The sequence below is a fragment of the Streptomyces sp. MnatMP-M17 genome (genome assembly GCF_900091995.1).
Lineage (GTDB): Bacteria > Actinomycetota > Actinomycetes > Streptomycetales > Streptomycetaceae > Streptomyces.
In genome coordinates this window covers 1-15,466 of the sequence record NZ_FMDK01000525.1, presented here as the reverse complement: position 1 = coordinate 15,466, position 15,466 = coordinate 1, and the positions used below count along the sequence as shown (strand labels likewise).

General features: G+C 69.0%; 14 protein-coding genes and 1 pseudogene. 4 read left to right on the top strand and 11 right to left on the bottom strand.

What is annotated here, in order from left to right:
* Nucleotides 1-797 precede the first annotated feature (797 nt).
* The 6 genes from GA0115259_RS22960 to GA0115259_RS22935 all read right to left on the bottom strand — a co-directional run bounded on the left by GA0115259_RS22960 (nt 798) and on the right by GA0115259_RS22935 (nt 6,693).
* Nucleotides 798-1,511 (bottom strand): SDR family NAD(P)-dependent oxidoreductase, encoded by a 714-nt coding sequence (locus tag GA0115259_RS22960; protein ID WP_093600408.1) that lies wholly within the window; start codon nt 1,509-1,511, stop codon nt 798-800.
* Between the two features lie 4 nt (nt 1,512-1,515).
* A complete protein-coding gene (locus GA0115259_RS22955) occupies nt 1,516-2,853 on the bottom strand; it encodes a helix-turn-helix transcriptional regulator (protein WP_093600405.1) in 1,338 nt (445 codons plus the stop codon).
* A gap of 67 nt (nt 2,854-2,920) precedes the next feature.
* Nucleotides 2,921-3,430, bottom strand: coding sequence for a hypothetical protein (locus GA0115259_RS22950; protein WP_093600402.1), 510 nt, complete (start codon nt 3,428-3,430; stop codon nt 2,921-2,923).
* Nucleotides 3,427-5,052: an SAM-dependent methyltransferase gene (locus GA0115259_RS22945; protein ID WP_141716661.1), complete on the bottom strand. Its 1,626-nt coding sequence runs from the start codon at nt 5,050-5,052 to the stop codon at nt 3,427-3,429. Before GA0115259_RS22945 ends, GA0115259_RS22950 begins: the two co-directional genes overlap by 4 nt.
* Before the next feature lie 66 nt (nt 5,053-5,118).
* Nucleotides 5,119-5,868 carry an SAM-dependent methyltransferase gene (locus GA0115259_RS22940; RefSeq protein WP_161230439.1) on the bottom strand — a complete coding sequence of 250 codons (750 nt, stop codon included), beginning with the start codon at nt 5,866-5,868 and terminating at the stop codon, nt 5,119-5,121.
* Between the two features lie 81 nt (nt 5,869-5,949).
* On the bottom strand, nt 5,950-6,693 hold the full coding sequence (locus tag GA0115259_RS22935) for a hypothetical protein (RefSeq protein WP_161230438.1): 744 nt from the start codon (nt 6,691-6,693) through the stop codon (nt 5,950-5,952).
* A gap of 531 nt (nt 6,694-7,224) precedes the next feature.
* Between GA0115259_RS22935 and GA0115259_RS22930 the strand changes: the two genes are divergently transcribed.
* Entirely contained in the window at nt 7,225-8,601 is a 1,377-nt protein-coding gene (locus tag GA0115259_RS22930; RefSeq protein WP_093600390.1) for a hypothetical protein, read from the top strand.
* Between the two features lie 86 nt (nt 8,602-8,687).
* Here GA0115259_RS22930 and GA0115259_RS22925 read toward each other — a convergent pair whose 3' ends face one another.
* Nucleotides 8,688-9,314, bottom strand: a complete 627-nt coding sequence (locus GA0115259_RS22925) for a class I SAM-dependent methyltransferase (RefSeq protein ID WP_161230437.1) — start codon at nt 9,312-9,314, stop codon at nt 8,688-8,690.
* Nucleotides 9,315-9,875: 561 nt separating this feature from the next.
* Here GA0115259_RS22925 and GA0115259_RS22920 point away from each other — a divergent pair.
* From GA0115259_RS22920 to GA0115259_RS22910, 3 genes are all read left to right on the top strand, one after another.
* Nucleotides 9,876-10,655 (top strand): hypothetical protein, encoded by a 780-nt coding sequence (locus GA0115259_RS22920; RefSeq protein WP_141716659.1) that lies wholly within the window; start codon nt 9,876-9,878, stop codon nt 10,653-10,655.
* Nucleotides 10,656-11,243: 588 nt separating this feature from the next.
* The gene (locus GA0115259_RS22915; protein ID WP_256098091.1) at nt 11,244-11,702 is read left to right on the top strand and encodes an ATP-binding protein; all 459 of its coding nucleotides are present in this window, start codon (nt 11,244-11,246) and stop codon (nt 11,700-11,702) included.
* Nucleotides 11,702-12,745, top strand: a complete 1,044-nt coding sequence (locus tag GA0115259_RS22910) for an aldo/keto reductase (protein ID WP_093600381.1) — start codon at nt 11,702-11,704, stop codon at nt 12,743-12,745. The genes GA0115259_RS22915 and GA0115259_RS22910 overlap by 1 nt, the downstream gene beginning before the upstream one ends.
* A 25-nt stretch (nt 12,746-12,770) precedes the next feature.
* Here the strand turns inward: GA0115259_RS22910 and GA0115259_RS22905 are convergent, their stop codons facing one another.
* From GA0115259_RS22905 to GA0115259_RS22890, 4 genes and pseudogenes are all read right to left on the bottom strand, one after another.
* Nucleotides 12,771-13,283, bottom strand: a complete 513-nt coding sequence (locus GA0115259_RS22905) for an NUDIX domain-containing protein (RefSeq protein WP_256098090.1) — start codon at nt 13,281-13,283, stop codon at nt 12,771-12,773.
* Nucleotides 13,280-14,485, bottom strand: coding sequence for a hypothetical protein (locus GA0115259_RS22900; protein ID WP_237540375.1), 1,206 nt, complete (start codon nt 14,483-14,485; stop codon nt 13,280-13,282). The genes GA0115259_RS22905 and GA0115259_RS22900 overlap by 4 nt, the downstream gene beginning before the upstream one ends.
* Before the next feature lie 60 nt (nt 14,486-14,545).
* Nucleotides 14,546-15,025, bottom strand: coding sequence for a PPC domain-containing DNA-binding protein (locus GA0115259_RS22895; RefSeq protein ID WP_093600375.1), 480 nt, complete (start codon nt 15,023-15,025; stop codon nt 14,546-14,548).
* Nucleotides 15,026-15,060: 35 nt separating this feature from the next.
* Nucleotides 15,061-15,466, bottom strand: a pseudogene (locus GA0115259_RS22890) (asparaginase); the annotation flags it as partial.

Sequence of the window (15,466 nt, the reverse complement as noted above, 5' to 3'; positions counted from 1 at the left end):
CGGGCGGTGCCGTCGACCATGCGGCACCGCCCGCCGCGCAGGGGCCACCGCACCGCGCTCCGCCTGCCCCCATCGGTGGCAGAGCGCGCGCAACGCCCCAGGTACACACATCGACGCATTACCGATGCCGACAACATTGACGATCCCCCGACGCCTACGGAATTCAAAGGTATTGGAACGTGTTCCACTGACGGGAACAGGTGGCGCTAACAGCGTTCCCGTTCATTTCTGGTGAAACTCATCGCACGCATTGAATTGAGCCACGCACCCGGCCGTGCGATGTTCTCCGGACAGGTTTACGGAGCAGCGGCCGTGAACCACTCCCGTCGGGAACCTCCGAGTGCTGGGGAATAGCGAATCACGTCGGAGGTCGTTCTTTCCACCTCAGCAGACGCATCTTCCGCGCATCATTTGTTTCCGAAACTATCTCAAAAGGGGCGTTCGTTTGGTGTGTGGCTGCACGGTCGGCGTCAGAGATCGTGCAGATGGGGGCCAATACCGTGAGCGTAGGCCGCTTCTCTGGGCGCGAGACCCAGCGACGGCGGTCGTCCCGGCCTCCGAGGTTCCTACGTCAATGCCGGATATTCACGAGATCCTCATGCCGGTGGCATTCGAGTGACGCGTCAAGCGGCATCTGCCGCACACGAGAGAATGCGCGCGCTATGATGCCGATGCGAATGCCGACCCGTCTGGTCAGAGAGTCTGACATAGCGGGAGGTGGCGGCGTGGCGAGGTGTCCGGATGTCATTCCAGGTAAGTCGTACGAACGGACGGGAATGCGGCCGGCCGCCAAAGGTCTATGGAGCCAGCGGTTGTGTCCCGTGGAAAAGGCCTCCGCGGGGGCCGTCGTCCGGCAGGAGCGCGAGCCACAGCATGTCCCGCGCCGCGTCCTGGGGACTTTGCGTGGCGGTGCCGTAGGCGAGCCGGGTATCGGCCAGACCGGGCGAGGCGGCGTTGATCAGAATGTTCGTATCCGCTACTTCCGCCGCCAGCGCCAGCGTCAGCGCGTTGAGCGCGGCCTTGCTGATCCGGTAGGCGGGGCTGTTGCTTCCCATGCCGGCCAGGCTTCCCATGTGACTGGTCACGTTGAGGATGCGGCCGTATCCGTTCTCCCGCATCACCGGAACCGCCTGAGCGCAGCAGCGCCACACGCCCAGCACGTTGGTGTCCAGGGTTGCTTTGACGAGCTCCAGGTCGGCTTCCGTGATCGTCTTGTTCCGGTCGATGGCCACGCCGCTGTTGTTGACCAGCACATCGAGCCTGCCGTACTCGTGGACCGTGTCCGCGAATGCGCGGAAGACGCTTGCCGGATCGGTGACGTCGAGGGCCTGGCCGGAGACAGCCAGGCCCTCGGCGCGCAGCTCCGCCGCTGTGCGCTCGGCGACGTCGTGGGTGCGGGCGGTGCCGACGACATGCAGGCCCTGCCCGGCGAGTTGGCGGGCCAGAGCACGGCCGAGGCCGCGGTTGGCGCCGGTGACCAGAGCGACACGGGTAACGGGGGAGGAGGTCATGGGGTCATGCGAGCAGAGAGACCGCCCGCGCGTCCAGGTCCCGTACCTGCGGCAGCCCACGGTAAGGGTGCAGGAGACGGCGTACCTGCGTGAAACGGGTTGAGTTACGTGTCGAGAAGCCGTTTTTGATCGCCGGCACGGCCTCGGTCAGGTGCGCGCAGGCACGCTCGACCTCTCCCAGACGGACGGCGTTCTCCGCCCGCCAGAGGCGGTAGGTGATGCCGTCGCGCTGCCGGGAGGCCGGCTGCAACCGCGTGGTGCGCTCCAGCCACTGGTCGGAGACGGTGAAGTGCCCCAGGGCGAGATGGCACGCGGCGACCTGTGCCGCGTACTCTGCGGCGTCGAAATACAGCGCCCAGTCCGGGCACGGCTGCCCATCCGCCTCCGCCTCCGCCATCGCGGTCTCGGCCCGGCCGAGCAGACGCTCGCACGCGTCCCGCTCGCCCAGGACCGCGTGGACCCGCGCCTGGCGGACCGCCAGCATCGCGCGGACCCTGGGCGGCGCATCGGCCGTGGCGTCCACCGCGGACCGCGCCAGCAGCAGAGCGTCCTGCGGCCGGCTGGCCTCCGCCAGGAGCAGACTCATGCACTTGAGCAGGTTCGCGCCCGACAGGCGGTCACCGCCCGCCCGCGCGGCCCGCAGCCCCAGCACGAAATAGCGTTCCGCGGCCGCGAGATAGCCCGTGTCGGCCGACGCCCACCCGGCGATCCGGCACAGGTCCGCGATCAGCCGGAAAATCCGCCGCCCGCCGGCCCCGCCGTGACCGGTCTGGCGGAGAAGCTCGCTGAGAGCCTGTAACTCCAGGTCCACGAACTTGCGGACCCGGCCGCCGCCGTGGATGTCCTCAAGATCCCGCAGCCACGGCAGCCGGCCCTCGAAACCCAACGCGATGTCCTCGCTCGTACCATCGAGGAATTCTGGCACCGTATGACCGACGGACCGCCACTCCTGAACGAGTATGGCGGCGGATCCGGTGGCGAGCGTCACAAATCCGCGACGGTCGAGCATGAGGTCCCCCGAGGCGTCCAGAAGCGAATGGCAGTTCTCCCGACTCCATACCCCCTCCACATGGAAAAGCTCACCCATGGGGAGCCAGCTCGGCCACAGCAGCACCGACAGACGCTCGTCCGGCACATGGAAGATCTCGGCCAGCGCCACCTGGGCTGCCATGCTCGGCTCGGCCTCTCCGCTTTCCCACCGGGCCACTTTCTGCCGGTGGCCGGAGCCCCTCAGATGCTCCGCCAGCAGCCGGGCGAGCTCCTGCTGCGTCAGGCCGTGCAGGTGCCGTGCGTAGGCCAGTGGATGGGAGAAGAGCTTGGTCGACGATGGTCGGTGCGCCACGAGGGGCCTTCCTGGTGATCTGTTCACTGATCCGTTCTCCGCCTTGGCCGTGGCAGCCGACCGGCCGTCAGCACAGGTGGCCTGCGGGGAGTGGTGGCCGCTGCCCGGACTGAGGCGACGGGGCCCTGTGCGGCGCGCGGCGCACCCGGTGCACGAGATCGAACAGTTCGTAGGCGTCGGTCAGCCCATCCCGCCGCCCGTCCGGCAGCAGCCACAGCGCCTTGCACTCCAGTGAGGCACCCGGACACCACAGGCGCGACGACTGGACCCGCACGAAAGCGGTGTCGAGGAACGCGTCCGGCCACGGCGTCACCAGGATCTTGACGACATCGTGCCGATGGCAGTCCACGACCGGCCCCACCCGGTGGCCCCCGCGCCGGAGCCGCGACAGAACCTCGAACGCCAGGGTCCTCCCCAGGGACGCCACGCTCCAGGGCCAGTTACCCGTCCCGCTGTACGGCGCCTCGGGGTGCCCGCTCGGCACGGCACTCCACAGATCACCGACCGGGCGCGGCGCAGCCGGCGGAGCCTCGTCCGGACCAGCGCCGGGCAGCAGCGCGGGCATCACGGTGGTCACCGGCCGGTCTCCAGTCCTGCCGCGCCCTGGCCCCGCGGCGCTCCCAGTCGGGGCGACCGGGAGGCGGGCTTGACCGCGATCCCGGCGAAAGCGGCGGAGTGCTCCTCGGGGCGAAGCGCGTGGGATCCGGGTTCACCCCACCGGCCGGTGGCCGTCAGTCCCCGCTCCTGCTGGGTGAAGTCCCCGAACAGGTCCCCGATCGCCTCGCGGGATCGGGGGCGTACATCCAGACCGTGCCTGGCATACGTAGCCACCACCTCTGGCATCGTGTCGGGGTGCCAGTGACCGGTGAGGTGTGAGATCGAGAGAGTGCTGCCGGCGGGCATCCACGCACGGAGAACGGCCATGGCCTGGATGACGGCCGCGTCGTCCGGACACCAGTGGAGTACGCCGTGCGCGAGCACTGCGACAGGCTGGTCCAGGTCCAGCCCCGCACGCATGGCATGGCAGGCCAGGAGCTGGTCCATGGCGAGGATGTCCGCCTGGATGACAGTGATCCCGTCGCGTCTGTCCAGTCGGCACTTGGCATGCGCGTACACCGCGGGGTCGCGGTCCACGTAGACCACCGGCAGTGCGACCCCGGTGCGATCCGTGATCTCGTGCACGTTGACCGGTGACGGGAGGCCGCACCCCAGGTCGAGGAACTGGCGCACCCCCAGGGCGAGCGAGAATTCGACCGACCGGAGGGCGAAGTCACGGTTGATCAAAGCGGCCGTCTTGATCCACTTGGCGGTCTCATGGATGTCGCGGCCGGCCGCGCGGTCGGGCTCGTAGTGGTCGACGCCGCCGAGCAGGAAATCGTACAGACCCGATGAAGTCGCCTTGGTGGTGTAGTCATCACCGAGGGCGCCGCCGTCCGCGAGGAGGCTGACAGGGGAGGCTGCCCCGATCTGGACCGGAACCGGCCGGTGCGGCGCGAAAGCCGTCCCGTCAGACGGCAGTTCACCGCTGCTCACGGGCAGGGCCGCGATCTTCTCGGCCAGCTGGAATGCCTGTTCCACAGAGAGACCCACTCGCACCCCGGCATCGGCGTGAGCGCAGCCGGGGTCGGCCTCCACGATGACGCCACGGCCCACTGCGCCGGTCAGCAACAGGCCCATCCGCGTGGCCAGCTGGTGCATGCCGCGCGGCCGGTAGAGCCTCAGACCGTCGCCGATGTCCTCCGCGCCCAGGAGCGCACACAGGCTCACGGCCGACCCCAGGCGATCGGAATCCCGGAGCTCGACAGTGATGCGGCCCATGTCCGTGTCCGCGACCGATACATCGGCGCCGAGGTCGTGCCGCCCGAGCGCGTTCCACAGCTGCTCGGCCGCTTGTTCGGCACGGATACCCGGCGAGAGAAGCCGCTCGATCAGCCGGCGCGCAGCGCCGCCGCCGTGCAGCGTGATCACCAGTTCGTCGGTCTCGTCGATTTCGGCGGCCGCGTCGATGCTGTTGTCCGCCAGCCATTCCCGTGCCGCCCGCACATTCAGGGCGAAGGGCAGCCGCCGCGGACCGAGCAGGCGCAGCGCCGGTGAGGGCGAGCCCTCGGGCACGACGACCCGGCCGGTGATGCCCGCGGTGTCCACCGACTGTGCGAGGACACTCTCCAGCGAATCGGGAGGGGATGGGTGGGTGGTCACGGTGGCGCCTTTCGGGCATGGAGGAAACGGAGGAGGGAGACGAGAAAAGAGCGAGGTGACGCCGTGTCAGGGTTTGCGGGCGACGGCGGCGTAGGAGGTGTCCGGACGGTGGCCGGCCTCGACACCGGTCGCGGCCACTCCGGGCGGGACCAAATCCCATTGCCGTTCGAGAGCCGTGGTGATTTCCGCCCCGGTGCGCGGGCGGGTCGCGACTCCGGCGTGGGTGAGGATTTCCGCGGTTTTCCGCATCGGGGCCGGGGCGAAGTCCTCGGTCCAGTGCGTCAGGACAAGGCTGCTGCCCGGGGACACGGCGTTGCTGAATTCCTTCACCACCGTGTCCGTCTGCTCGCCGGTCAGGTGATGCAGTACGGCCCCGAAGACCAGTACGACGGGCTGTGCCAGGTCGATGGTCCCGGCCAGGACGGGCGAGTCGAGGACCGACGGCGGGTAGGCGATGTCCGCGTGAAGGTATCCGGTGACCACCGGCGTCCTGCTGGTCGTGAGCGCGGCGGCCATGTGCGCGGCGACCACGGGATCGCTGTCCACGTGCAGCACGCGTGGGTCCGGCCGGTGCGGGGCGAGAACGTCGTGCAGCAGCGGCTCGTGCGGCAGACCGCACCCCAGGTCGATGACCTGCCGCGCCCCGTGAGCGGCGAGTTCGGCCACGGTCGCGCGTACCCACTCCCGGTCCCTGCGGACAGCGGCGGAAAGGAACGGCGCGGCCTTCACCGCACGCAGGGCAGGCTCCCTGTCCCTCAGGTAGTGGTCCTTCCCGCCCAGGAGGAAGTCGAGTACGCGGGCGCTGGCCGGCGTCATCGTGACGTCGTCGGCGGGGGGAGGGTGGTCGCGGCCGCGCTCTGCGGCGGGGAAGCGATGCATGGGAGGAGATCTCCAGGTCTAGGCGGCGGGAAGCGCCAGCTGGTTGAGAAGGGAAGCGAACGCGTCACGGTCTGCCCAGGCGACGGTGCCGTGGCCGCGCAGCCCGCAGTCTTCGGCGGTTCGGGCCTCTTTCCACAGCGCCGCCAACGGCCCACTGCCGGCGACCCAGCCCTCGAACCCGCCGGCCGGCGGGGCCGTACCGGGCGTCACGCCCTTCCTGGGAGCGACCTCACACAGCCCCGCCCCGGCGAGCAGGTCTCGCGGCAGGATGTTCCGCTCCGGATCGGGGCACACGGCGGCGTCGAAACCGCCGACCACCAGCGCACGGCGACGGCGTCCGCCCGGCAGGGTCACCATGCTGGCGGTGACCCGCGAGAGCATCTGGCTCTCCGCGCGCCGCAGGACCTCCCGGCCCGAGGACACGGTGCCGGACACGGCACACAACGGAAGGGAGTCCAGACCCGCGTCATCGAGCTGAAAGGCCACCGCCGTCGGCGACGCGACCAGAACCGTCGAGGGACTGCGCAGCTCACCCACCGGCCTGAACGCGCCCATATCGGCGAAAACCGCCGTATGTGAGCCCTCGCCGAGCCACCCCCGCAGCCCCAGCTCGTACGACGCCTCATACATGACATGCTCGTGATCGGCGTCGGCACCCCGCATCCCCTGACAGAACAGCAGATGCGGCCCGATCGCCCGCAGCGCCCGGTACATGGCGGTCCGCGCAGACCGGTCACCCATCATTCCGTGACTCAGACTCACGGCCACGAGGAACTCCTCACCCGCGCCCGGAGCACCGGCCGGCACGCGCAGCCCCGGCAGTACCGGAGCCGGTTCGGCTGCCGCTGCGGAGGGGTGCCGCCCAGCGGACGCGGACAGGAGACCGACCCCGGCAGGCGGGCTGACTACGGGAGCGTTGTTGACGGCCATGAGTCCTCATCGGTGTCGGAATGACGGTCAGGATCAGGTTCTTGACGAGCAGGCTGGGGCCCGGTGGACCGGCCACCGCGGGAATCACCACGCGGCGGCCGGGAGGCGATGCTCACCGTCGTGTCGCCTCGCCCGTTCCCCCGGAGCCGACAGGCCCCCGGGGCGGAGGAACGAGCCCGTCCACGCGCCGGACAGGGCCGGCATGCCGATCCAGGAACCGTGACCGTGGCATTCGGTCAGCACTTCCGTGCCCGACGTGATCAGTGAACTCGTTTGCGCCCAGCGTGCCCAGGCCGAACGGGCGGCAGATGCGTTCAACGCGTTCAACGCGTCAAGTTCGGCCAGGGAAGGTAACGTTGGACCATGGATCGGCCACCTAACGCCCGTCTCATGCGAGTGATCGAACAGTCGGGGCTCAGCTACGAGGATCTGGCACGGGCCGTACGGGCGGTGGCTTCCGCCTCGGGGAACAGTGGGATCCGTACCAGCAAATCGAACATCGCCTACTGGGTGCGAGGCACGCCACCGAATCCTCCTACCGCCCGTTATCTGCTTGAAGTCCTCTCCCGCCGGCTTGCCCGTCCGCTGACACTCGACGAGATCGGCCTCCCGCCCGCCCGGCGGGATTCCGAGCCGGATGCCTTGGGGCTTACTGTCGAAGGCGATCCAGTGGAGACGCTGGGGCACATAGGGAGAGCTGATATCGAACGTCGCACCTTCCTCACCAGGGCCGCCTACTCGGTGGCCGGCGCCGCACTGCCGCTCGGCGCGGCACACGAGACCGAGGAGCGGACAAAGCGGGCTGTCAGCGGCGGCACCGCAGGAGCGTCCGAGGTCGAGGCCGTGAGGGACATGGTGGCCATGTTCACCGCTATCGACGAACGCCACGGCGGCCAGCACGGACGCAGCACCGTTGTGCAGTACCTCACCGACGACGTCAAGAGGCTGTGCAGCTCCCGCTTCCGCACAGAGGCACTGCGCCAGGAGATGTACTCCGCCGCCGGATCCCTGGCCTACCTCGCGGGATGGAAGGCATTCGACGCCGACGAACACGGCCTCGCCCAGCGCTACTACCTCCAGGCATACAGCCTCGCCCGCCGAGCCGACAACCCGGCGGACCAGGCGTACGCGCTGCGTATCCTCGCCCACCACGGCATGGACAACGGCCGTCCGGAACACGTACTCGGTCTCGCGGAGAAAGCGGTCAGCCTCGGCCGCGGCAAGGTCGACCCCGTCGCGGAGTCGCTGTTCGTCATCTGCCGGGCGCGGGCACTTGCCGAATCCGAACAGATCACCAAGGCTCGCCACGAAGCCGATCGCGCCCGCGAACTCGCAGCACGGGGAGAGAGAGCCGAGATGGGCTGGGCCGTGATGTGGGGGGCGCCCTCGGCGACGGTCGCGGCCCACACCGCGAAGATCCACGAACGACTCGGTGACCACGCGGCGGCCGAGAGATACCACGCCAGCGCCCGCAAACATTACGGATCCACGCAGCATCAGCGGATTGCGGCCCTCTCCGCTGCCGCAGAAGGGCACGCCCAACTGCGGCAGGGTCAGATCGAGCGGGCCTGTGAAACATGGGGTCTGGCTCTCGACGCCATGTCCGGCATCCGTTCGTCCCGCACTCGAAAAGCCGTCAGGTCGATACGAGCCGACCTCGGGCGATTTCGGGCCCGGGGAGCCCGGCCGGCCCTGGAACTCGATGAGCGTGCCCGCACCTGGCTCCGACAACCGGCCTGACCCCGGCCTGTGTTCCCGCCCTTCTCCGGCTCTGGGCCCCTTCCGGAACGGGACGGACCCGAGACCGGTGGAGCGGGAGCTGCCGGTCACCGGCCGTATCCGCTCAGCAGGATCGCCCGGTAGCTGCCCACGGTGTAGGTCGAGCGGGACGACCATCCCTGTCCGAGGGCGGTGATCTGCTCCTCGGTCAGGCCCTTGTGGTACCAGCGGGAGGGCTCGCCTCCCGGGCGTTCGACCGGCGTCAGCGCGTAGAAAACGCCGGTCGCGGACAGCCACCGGCCCACATCGACCAGGAAGCGCGCCATGTCGAGGTAGGCCAGAGAGAAGCGGCAGGTCACCAGATCGACGCTGCCCGGCTCGATCCCGGCCGGGATCGAATCCGCGGTGACATCCCACACCTCGTAGTCGAGCCGTGCGTGACTCATCGTCCTGCGGGCCTGCTCGACCGCGACGGCCGAGTAGTCGTAACCCGTCACGCGCATCTGCCATCGAGCGAGCTGACGCGTCCACTGCCCGTGACCGCACCCGATGTCCACCGTTCGCCAGCCCCGCTTCTGATGGGCCCTGCTGTAGAACTGGGCGGACTCGAAGTCGCTCACCTTGTGCGGGATGCCGCTGCGGAACCACTCGTCCCACTCGGCCGACGTCACCGCCACCGGCCGGATGTCCTCCGGCACAGCCACGGTCGGGGAGGGCGAGGAATGGCTGTTCACTCGAATCTCTCTCATTTCTGTACGTACATCACTGTTGATCTCGGGCGTCGGTAGGTCCGGGCCGGCCGCCCCTCCCCCAAGAGGGGCGGCCGGGACGCCGCCTGCTCACGCCATCGGCTCGGGGATGTCCGTGGCGGGCGGCAGCGCCGCTCCCCTTCACCCCGGTTCGCGGGCCGGCGCTGTGTCACGGTGACAGCGAGCCGCAGTCGAACCAGGGGCGAGGGGACCCGTCTCACAACCGGCTCCAGGACCAGGCCCAACAACGGGCCCCCGGGAGACGGCGGATCTCAGAAGTGAAGGGTCCGGTCATCTGCTCCGACCACCGGGTGCACGGCCGGAACGGGACTGGCATCTCGGGGTACGGACAGCACCGGCGGGGAAGGCGGGTGACCTCGCGGTCGAAGCAGCTCTCCGGGACCTCGCCCCGATCTGGAACGCGGGGTGCGCGCCTCGAGTCCGCAGATGGCTGCCGCGCTTGACCATGCGGTCGGCGGCAGAGGGGAGCTGAAAGCGCTGGCCGAAGCCAAACGTGTTGCCCCGATGCGAGAACAGGCTGACGCTGTGTGGCAAGAACTGCACGAAGCGGTCACGGCCAGGCCCCTGACCGATGTCGTCCTGGAAGAAGTCGAATGGGCCGTTGCCCGCCATGGGCGGGCCACCCGCTACCGGCCCGAGAACGCACTGCTGCCCGATCTTGTCCGCAGTGTCAGTGACCTGCGGCTGATGCTGGCGGGCCGCCAGGCGGAACGCGTACGTCGTCGGCTCACGGCCGCCGTGGCACGCATGTCCGGTCTGCTGGGCCTGACGTTCCTGAAACTCGGCGACGACCGTGCGAAGAGCTGGTGGCGCACCGGCCATGCGGCGGCGGCCGAGGCACAGGACCGGGCCACCTTGTCGTGGCTCTGCGCACAGGAGGCGTACCAGCAGTACTACGAGGGTGACTGGCATGGCGCGATCGAAATGGCCCAACGCGCACGGCAGAACACCGCGCCCCGCTCCGCCTCCTCCTTCTGCGCAGCGGCGCGCTCCGGCTGCGCCCCTCCAGGAGGCGTAGCGCCCCCGCCAGTCCCCTTGGCGCAGCGCCTCCCGGCTGGCGCCGCCCTCGTTGAAGTGCTGACCGCGCTCCAGCTTCCACGAGGTTGGATTGTGGATCCCGGCCCACTGCGTCCAGAAGTCGTCCTTGTAGAAATTGCGGACAAGGCGTTCGCCAAGGTCCGGCGGGAGAGCAGGGACGGGAAAAGGACTCAAAGGACTCATCTGGGACTCCCTTTCGTAGGGGAGAGGTATGGGAGGCCGCCGGGCGTGCTGCCTGGCCCGCGGGCGCGGGGCGTCCGTGAGTGATGACGCGGAAGAGCTACGAATAGCGTCGCTGCTTCTTGGCTCGCTCCGATAGCGAAAACGGCCCCCACTTCACCCCACTTCGGTGGTGCGGAGAACCACAGCATCTCGCATCGAGGTATGGGCAAATAGTGTCAAATTCGGTCACTGGTCACCTGTGGTGATGCTCGCCTCGGAACTCCGCCGTTGGAGATCGCCTTCGCCACCCCACTTCACCCCACTTTCTCGGAAGTGCTTGACGGGAATTCGGGAGCAGTGGTAAGCGGCTTGGGTGGGCTGATGAGACAGAACGCCTGGTTGTCCGGTGTCTCCCCAGCTAGGAGCGGTTCTCGGCATGCTTGCTGCCTCCAACCGCTGGCCGGGTGGAGGCGCAGTAGCCTCTTCGCCGACGTCTCGGTGTGGAGGGGGAGTGCCTCTCCGCGTGATGCCTGCCTCATTGGTTTCCCCACTTCGGAAAAGACGGCGGGGTGAAGTGGGGTGAAGTGGGGACGGGTTTCGCTATCGCCTGCGCGGCAACGTGGGCCACGGTATTCAGCAGGACTTGCCAGCCCGTGCCTGCGGGCATTGTGAATACAGCGAGGAGTGATCCCCGTGCTTGGTTCCACCAGCACTGTGTTGCCGTGTGGCCAAGGCCGCGACGGCGGCCACCCCATGACGCACGCTGCGATCGGACTCTGCGGCCTCGACGCCCCGCAGAGCGCCGCTCGCCGTATAGTCCGCAAGACCCTCGCGGGGAAGGCTGACGGCGAGTACACGGACGACGTGGTCCTGGTGGCCAACGAGTTGGTGGGCAACGCTGTCGAGCACGCTGGAGCGGCGCTCGACATCTCCCTCGATGTGTACGCCTGGGGAGTGACTGTCCAGGTCCGGGACTGCGGTGAAGACACTGCGGCGGTGCCCGGGAATCCCCCGGCTGCCGATGAAGATGACGAAGGCGGGAGGGGCCTATTTCTGGTGGATGCACTGGCGAGCGCCTGGGGAGTCCAGCGCGACAGCAAGGGGAAGCGCGTCATCGCGATCTTCCTCTACCGAGCGGGAGACGCGGACTGATGACACCCAGCGGTCTCGCACCCCGCTGTCTGGCCCGGGACCTGGTGGTTCGCCCGCTGGGCGTCGGCAGCGGAACCTCTCGCTGGTCGCCGAGCGCCGTCCAGCCCGACGACGCACGACTGCTCGACGGGCTACGCCGCGCCTTGGATGCTGGCGGCGGCGACGAGGCGCAGCTGTTCGACACGGCCGACAGCCACGGGAACGGCCACGCCGAGAGGCTCATCGGCAAGGTCCTGAAGGAGCACCGGGGCCACAGGGCGCGGGTCGCCAGCAAGGTCGGCCTGGTCCAGGGCTCCGCTCCGCACCCCTACGCCGGTCCGCGGGTCCGGCATCAGCTGGAACAGACCTTGGAGAACCTGTACCTGGACGAGCTGGCCCTTTACACCCTTGAGTCCTACGACTTCGGCCTCGGTGACCGATACCTCGACCCGGTTATCGAGCAGATGCGGGCGTTGCGTGATCTCGGTCAGATCCGGGCTATTGGTCTGCGTGGTCCGGGCTTTCGCTCCTCGGCCCGCTCGATACGACGCTTCCTGGACCTGTTCGACCGGATCCGCCCTGACGTGGTCTGGACGCAGGCGAGTTGCCTGCTGCCGCTGGCCGACCTTGGGGACGGGGAGGACCTCGGCGCCTTCACCGTGCGCCGCGGTGTTGGCCTGGTGATTGCCTCGCCGTTGGCCCATGGCGCGTTGGCCAGTGGCTGTGCGGACCGTGCTCTGGCTGCTTGGGGAGGTCCGGCGGCCGAGTGTACGGAAGCCGCGGCGGCGGCGGTCACCCACGGGCTCGCGGAGTTGGCTGGCCGGTTCGGCCCGTCCCCGGATGCCCTGGCCCGGGTGGCCTTGCGGTTCATCCTTCAGCAGGTACAGAACGCTGTGGTGGTCGTCGGTGTCGGCGGCGACCATCACGTCGGGCAAGACCTGCGTTCCCTCGGCCAGCCGCTGTCTGATCAGGAGCTCGCGGTGATCGCTAGAGTGTTCTCCCGCGTCCGGAGCGTGCTGATCCAGCCCGAGGGACGCGCCGCGTCCGTAAAGGTCAGTGTGTGACCGGCCGAGAGGCCGGCTGCACTGCTCAGAGGGCAACTCCGTTGCGGAGGTAGCGCGGGACGCCATCGTCCAGGACCTGCAAGGCATGGAGCGCCCGCTCCCGCTGGCGGTCCGGCAGCAGCGCCAAGGCCTCAGAGACCTCGAAGAAGTGGTGCTCCGCGATCTCCTCGTCGTGGGGTTTCAGCCTGGCGGCCTGCTCCGGTGACAGGACACCGGCGTCGAAGACGAAGCCGAGGAGGTCATCCCACGGGCCGTGGGGTTCGACCCAGTCGACGCACAGGAACCGCAGGCTGGCGATTCTCAGACCAAGTTCTTCGCGGAGTTCCCGCCGAACGGCGTCCTCGGGTGCCTCGTTGTCCTCGGCCATGCCACCGGGAAGATCCCACCCAGCCTTGTAGGTCGGGTTCACCAGGAGCAGCTTCCCGTCCGTGTCTCGGATCAGGGCGTCGGCGGCGGCCCGCTTCCGGGCCTGCCGTGCGTTTCCCTCGGCCAGGTAGGCGTCACGGCCGGGGTCACTTGGAATGGGTGCATCGTTCACTGCGGACCTTCCGGGAGCGCGAGACTGCCGAGCAGCAATCTACGGTGCTGCGCCGTGGCGGTCATTCGCGAGAGGAGCTCGCGAACCTCGGGCACCTGGCGATGCTGGCCGAAATCGGCTTGCAGCGCGTCGAGTTGTGTGCTGAGCCGTAAAGACGTCACTGACTGACAGGCGTTCAGCAACTCCATGCCGACCGAGCATGCCGCGTCGGGCTGCCCTTGCGCGAGCAAGACTCGCGCCAGCGTGACCTGCCCGAACGCCCTGCTCCGAACCCGGCTCGTGTCGCGTAGCGCCAAGGCGCGCTCCGCCTCCTTGGCTGCGGCCTTGAGCGCGCCGAGATCCAATAGCACGGAGGCGGCCTCGCTGGCAAGCGCGGCTTCGTCAAACGGCGCCACCCACTGGGACGCGGGCGCGGTGTGGGCGAGAGCCAGGGCTCCACGTGCCGTGTCGAGCGCCCGCTGCGCCTCCCGTTCGGACTTGAGTTGGGCGAGTGCCCTCGCCTCCATGGCGTGGAGACGGGCGGCGAGGCTCGGCACCGGCGGCCCGGCGTCGAGACGGGCGAGCCCGCTGCGGGCGAGATCGGCGGCGGCGTCGACCTGGCCGGTCTGCAAGGCGAGGTGACTCATGCCGGCCAGCACGTTCGCGCCTGCGGTCACGTCGGTAAGACTCTGCGCCAGCCGCAGGGCGCGGTCGAAATGGCCGGATGCCGTGTCGTCTCGACCGGCGTCGTGGGCCATCCACGCAGCCATCTCCGTGAGGACGACCGCCGCGCCGAATGCGATCTCGCCGTCTTCGCGGCTGTCCGCTGTGCTGAAGAGGCTCGGGGCGATCGCCGTGTTGAGGTAGTGCACCACAGACCGGTAGACGTGGCCGCCGCCGAGCTGGCGGTCCGCGAGCCGGAACGATTCCATGGCGGCCAGGTGCGGAAAATCGTTCCCCGCCGTCGCAGCCGACCCGGCATCGGCCTGCTGCCCGGCTTCCGGCTCCAGCGGACCGAACAGCTGCTCGGCCGACTCGTCGAAGAGGTGCTCCAGGACCCGGCACGTCGCCCGCCGCGGCAGCCTCTTGATGTCTCCGGCCATCCAGCGATCCCACGCGGACCGCGAGACGTACGCGGAAGCAAGGGAGGGGTTGCCGTCGAGCCGGGCTACCGCCTTGGCCGCCCGCTCGAAGTGCAGCGTGAACGTCTCGTAGATGTGCATGTGGTGGGCCTTAACCACTGCCCGGAAGCGGATCGCCCTCCGCATCGCTACCTGCCGCCCTTATTCGCCTGCGCCGAAGCCGAGGAGGGGCACGTCGTACAGGTCCGCGCTGCGTCGCCGCGTCAACGCCGGGCCCTTCGGGATGTTGGTGACTTCGACGATGGGGATCTCGCAGATGAACTGCACCGTTGCGCCGAGCAGGTGCGACACACGCCCTTCGGCGGACTTCCCCTTGATGCCAGCCGCGACGTGGATGTGAGGGGCCAGACAGCCCGTCTCCGTATCCCAGGCGAGCGTCCCGCCGCCGAGTGCTTCGAGCGTCTCGATGGTGATCTCCTCCCACAGGGGGGCCTCTGGGGTGGCGAGAGGTTCGCAAGAACCCACCAGCCGGGCCGAGCGGAGACCACCGACGAACGTCGGGATGTACCCGGCCTGGATGCCCTGGTCCGCGCAGAACTGGGTGAGGCCATCCAAGAGGTCTTCCCCGTGGTCGAGGGCGAGCACGAACTGCCTGCCGGTGCGGACCTGGGCGTAGCGCATGGTGAGAGTCGTCCTTTGTGCTGGTCGGGGCGGAATCAGGAGTTGTCGAGAAACGCCTTCGCGATCTCCGGGCGGGGGGTGCCCGCGGCCAAGTGGGCGGCCAGGAGCAGACGGGCCTTGTAGGGGTCGAGAGCGCCAGCACCGATGAGGCCGCGGGCCAGCAGGTCGCTCTCGGAGCCGGGGAAGCCGTAGGTCGAGGTGAGGACGCGGCCGGTGCCGATGCGAGACGCGAGGACGACGGGCATTGCGGACGCCAGCGCTTCCAGCCGGCTGCACCAGCTCGCGGGGACGTGGCCGACGCCGAACGCGGCCACCACCAGGCCAGCGACCTTGTTCTCCAGACCTTCCAGCAAGGCCCCGCCGCTGCCCAACGATGCAGTGACGATCTCCACCTGCGGCAGGGCGCCTGCCGGCAGCGGTACGGGGGTGATCGGGCTCAGC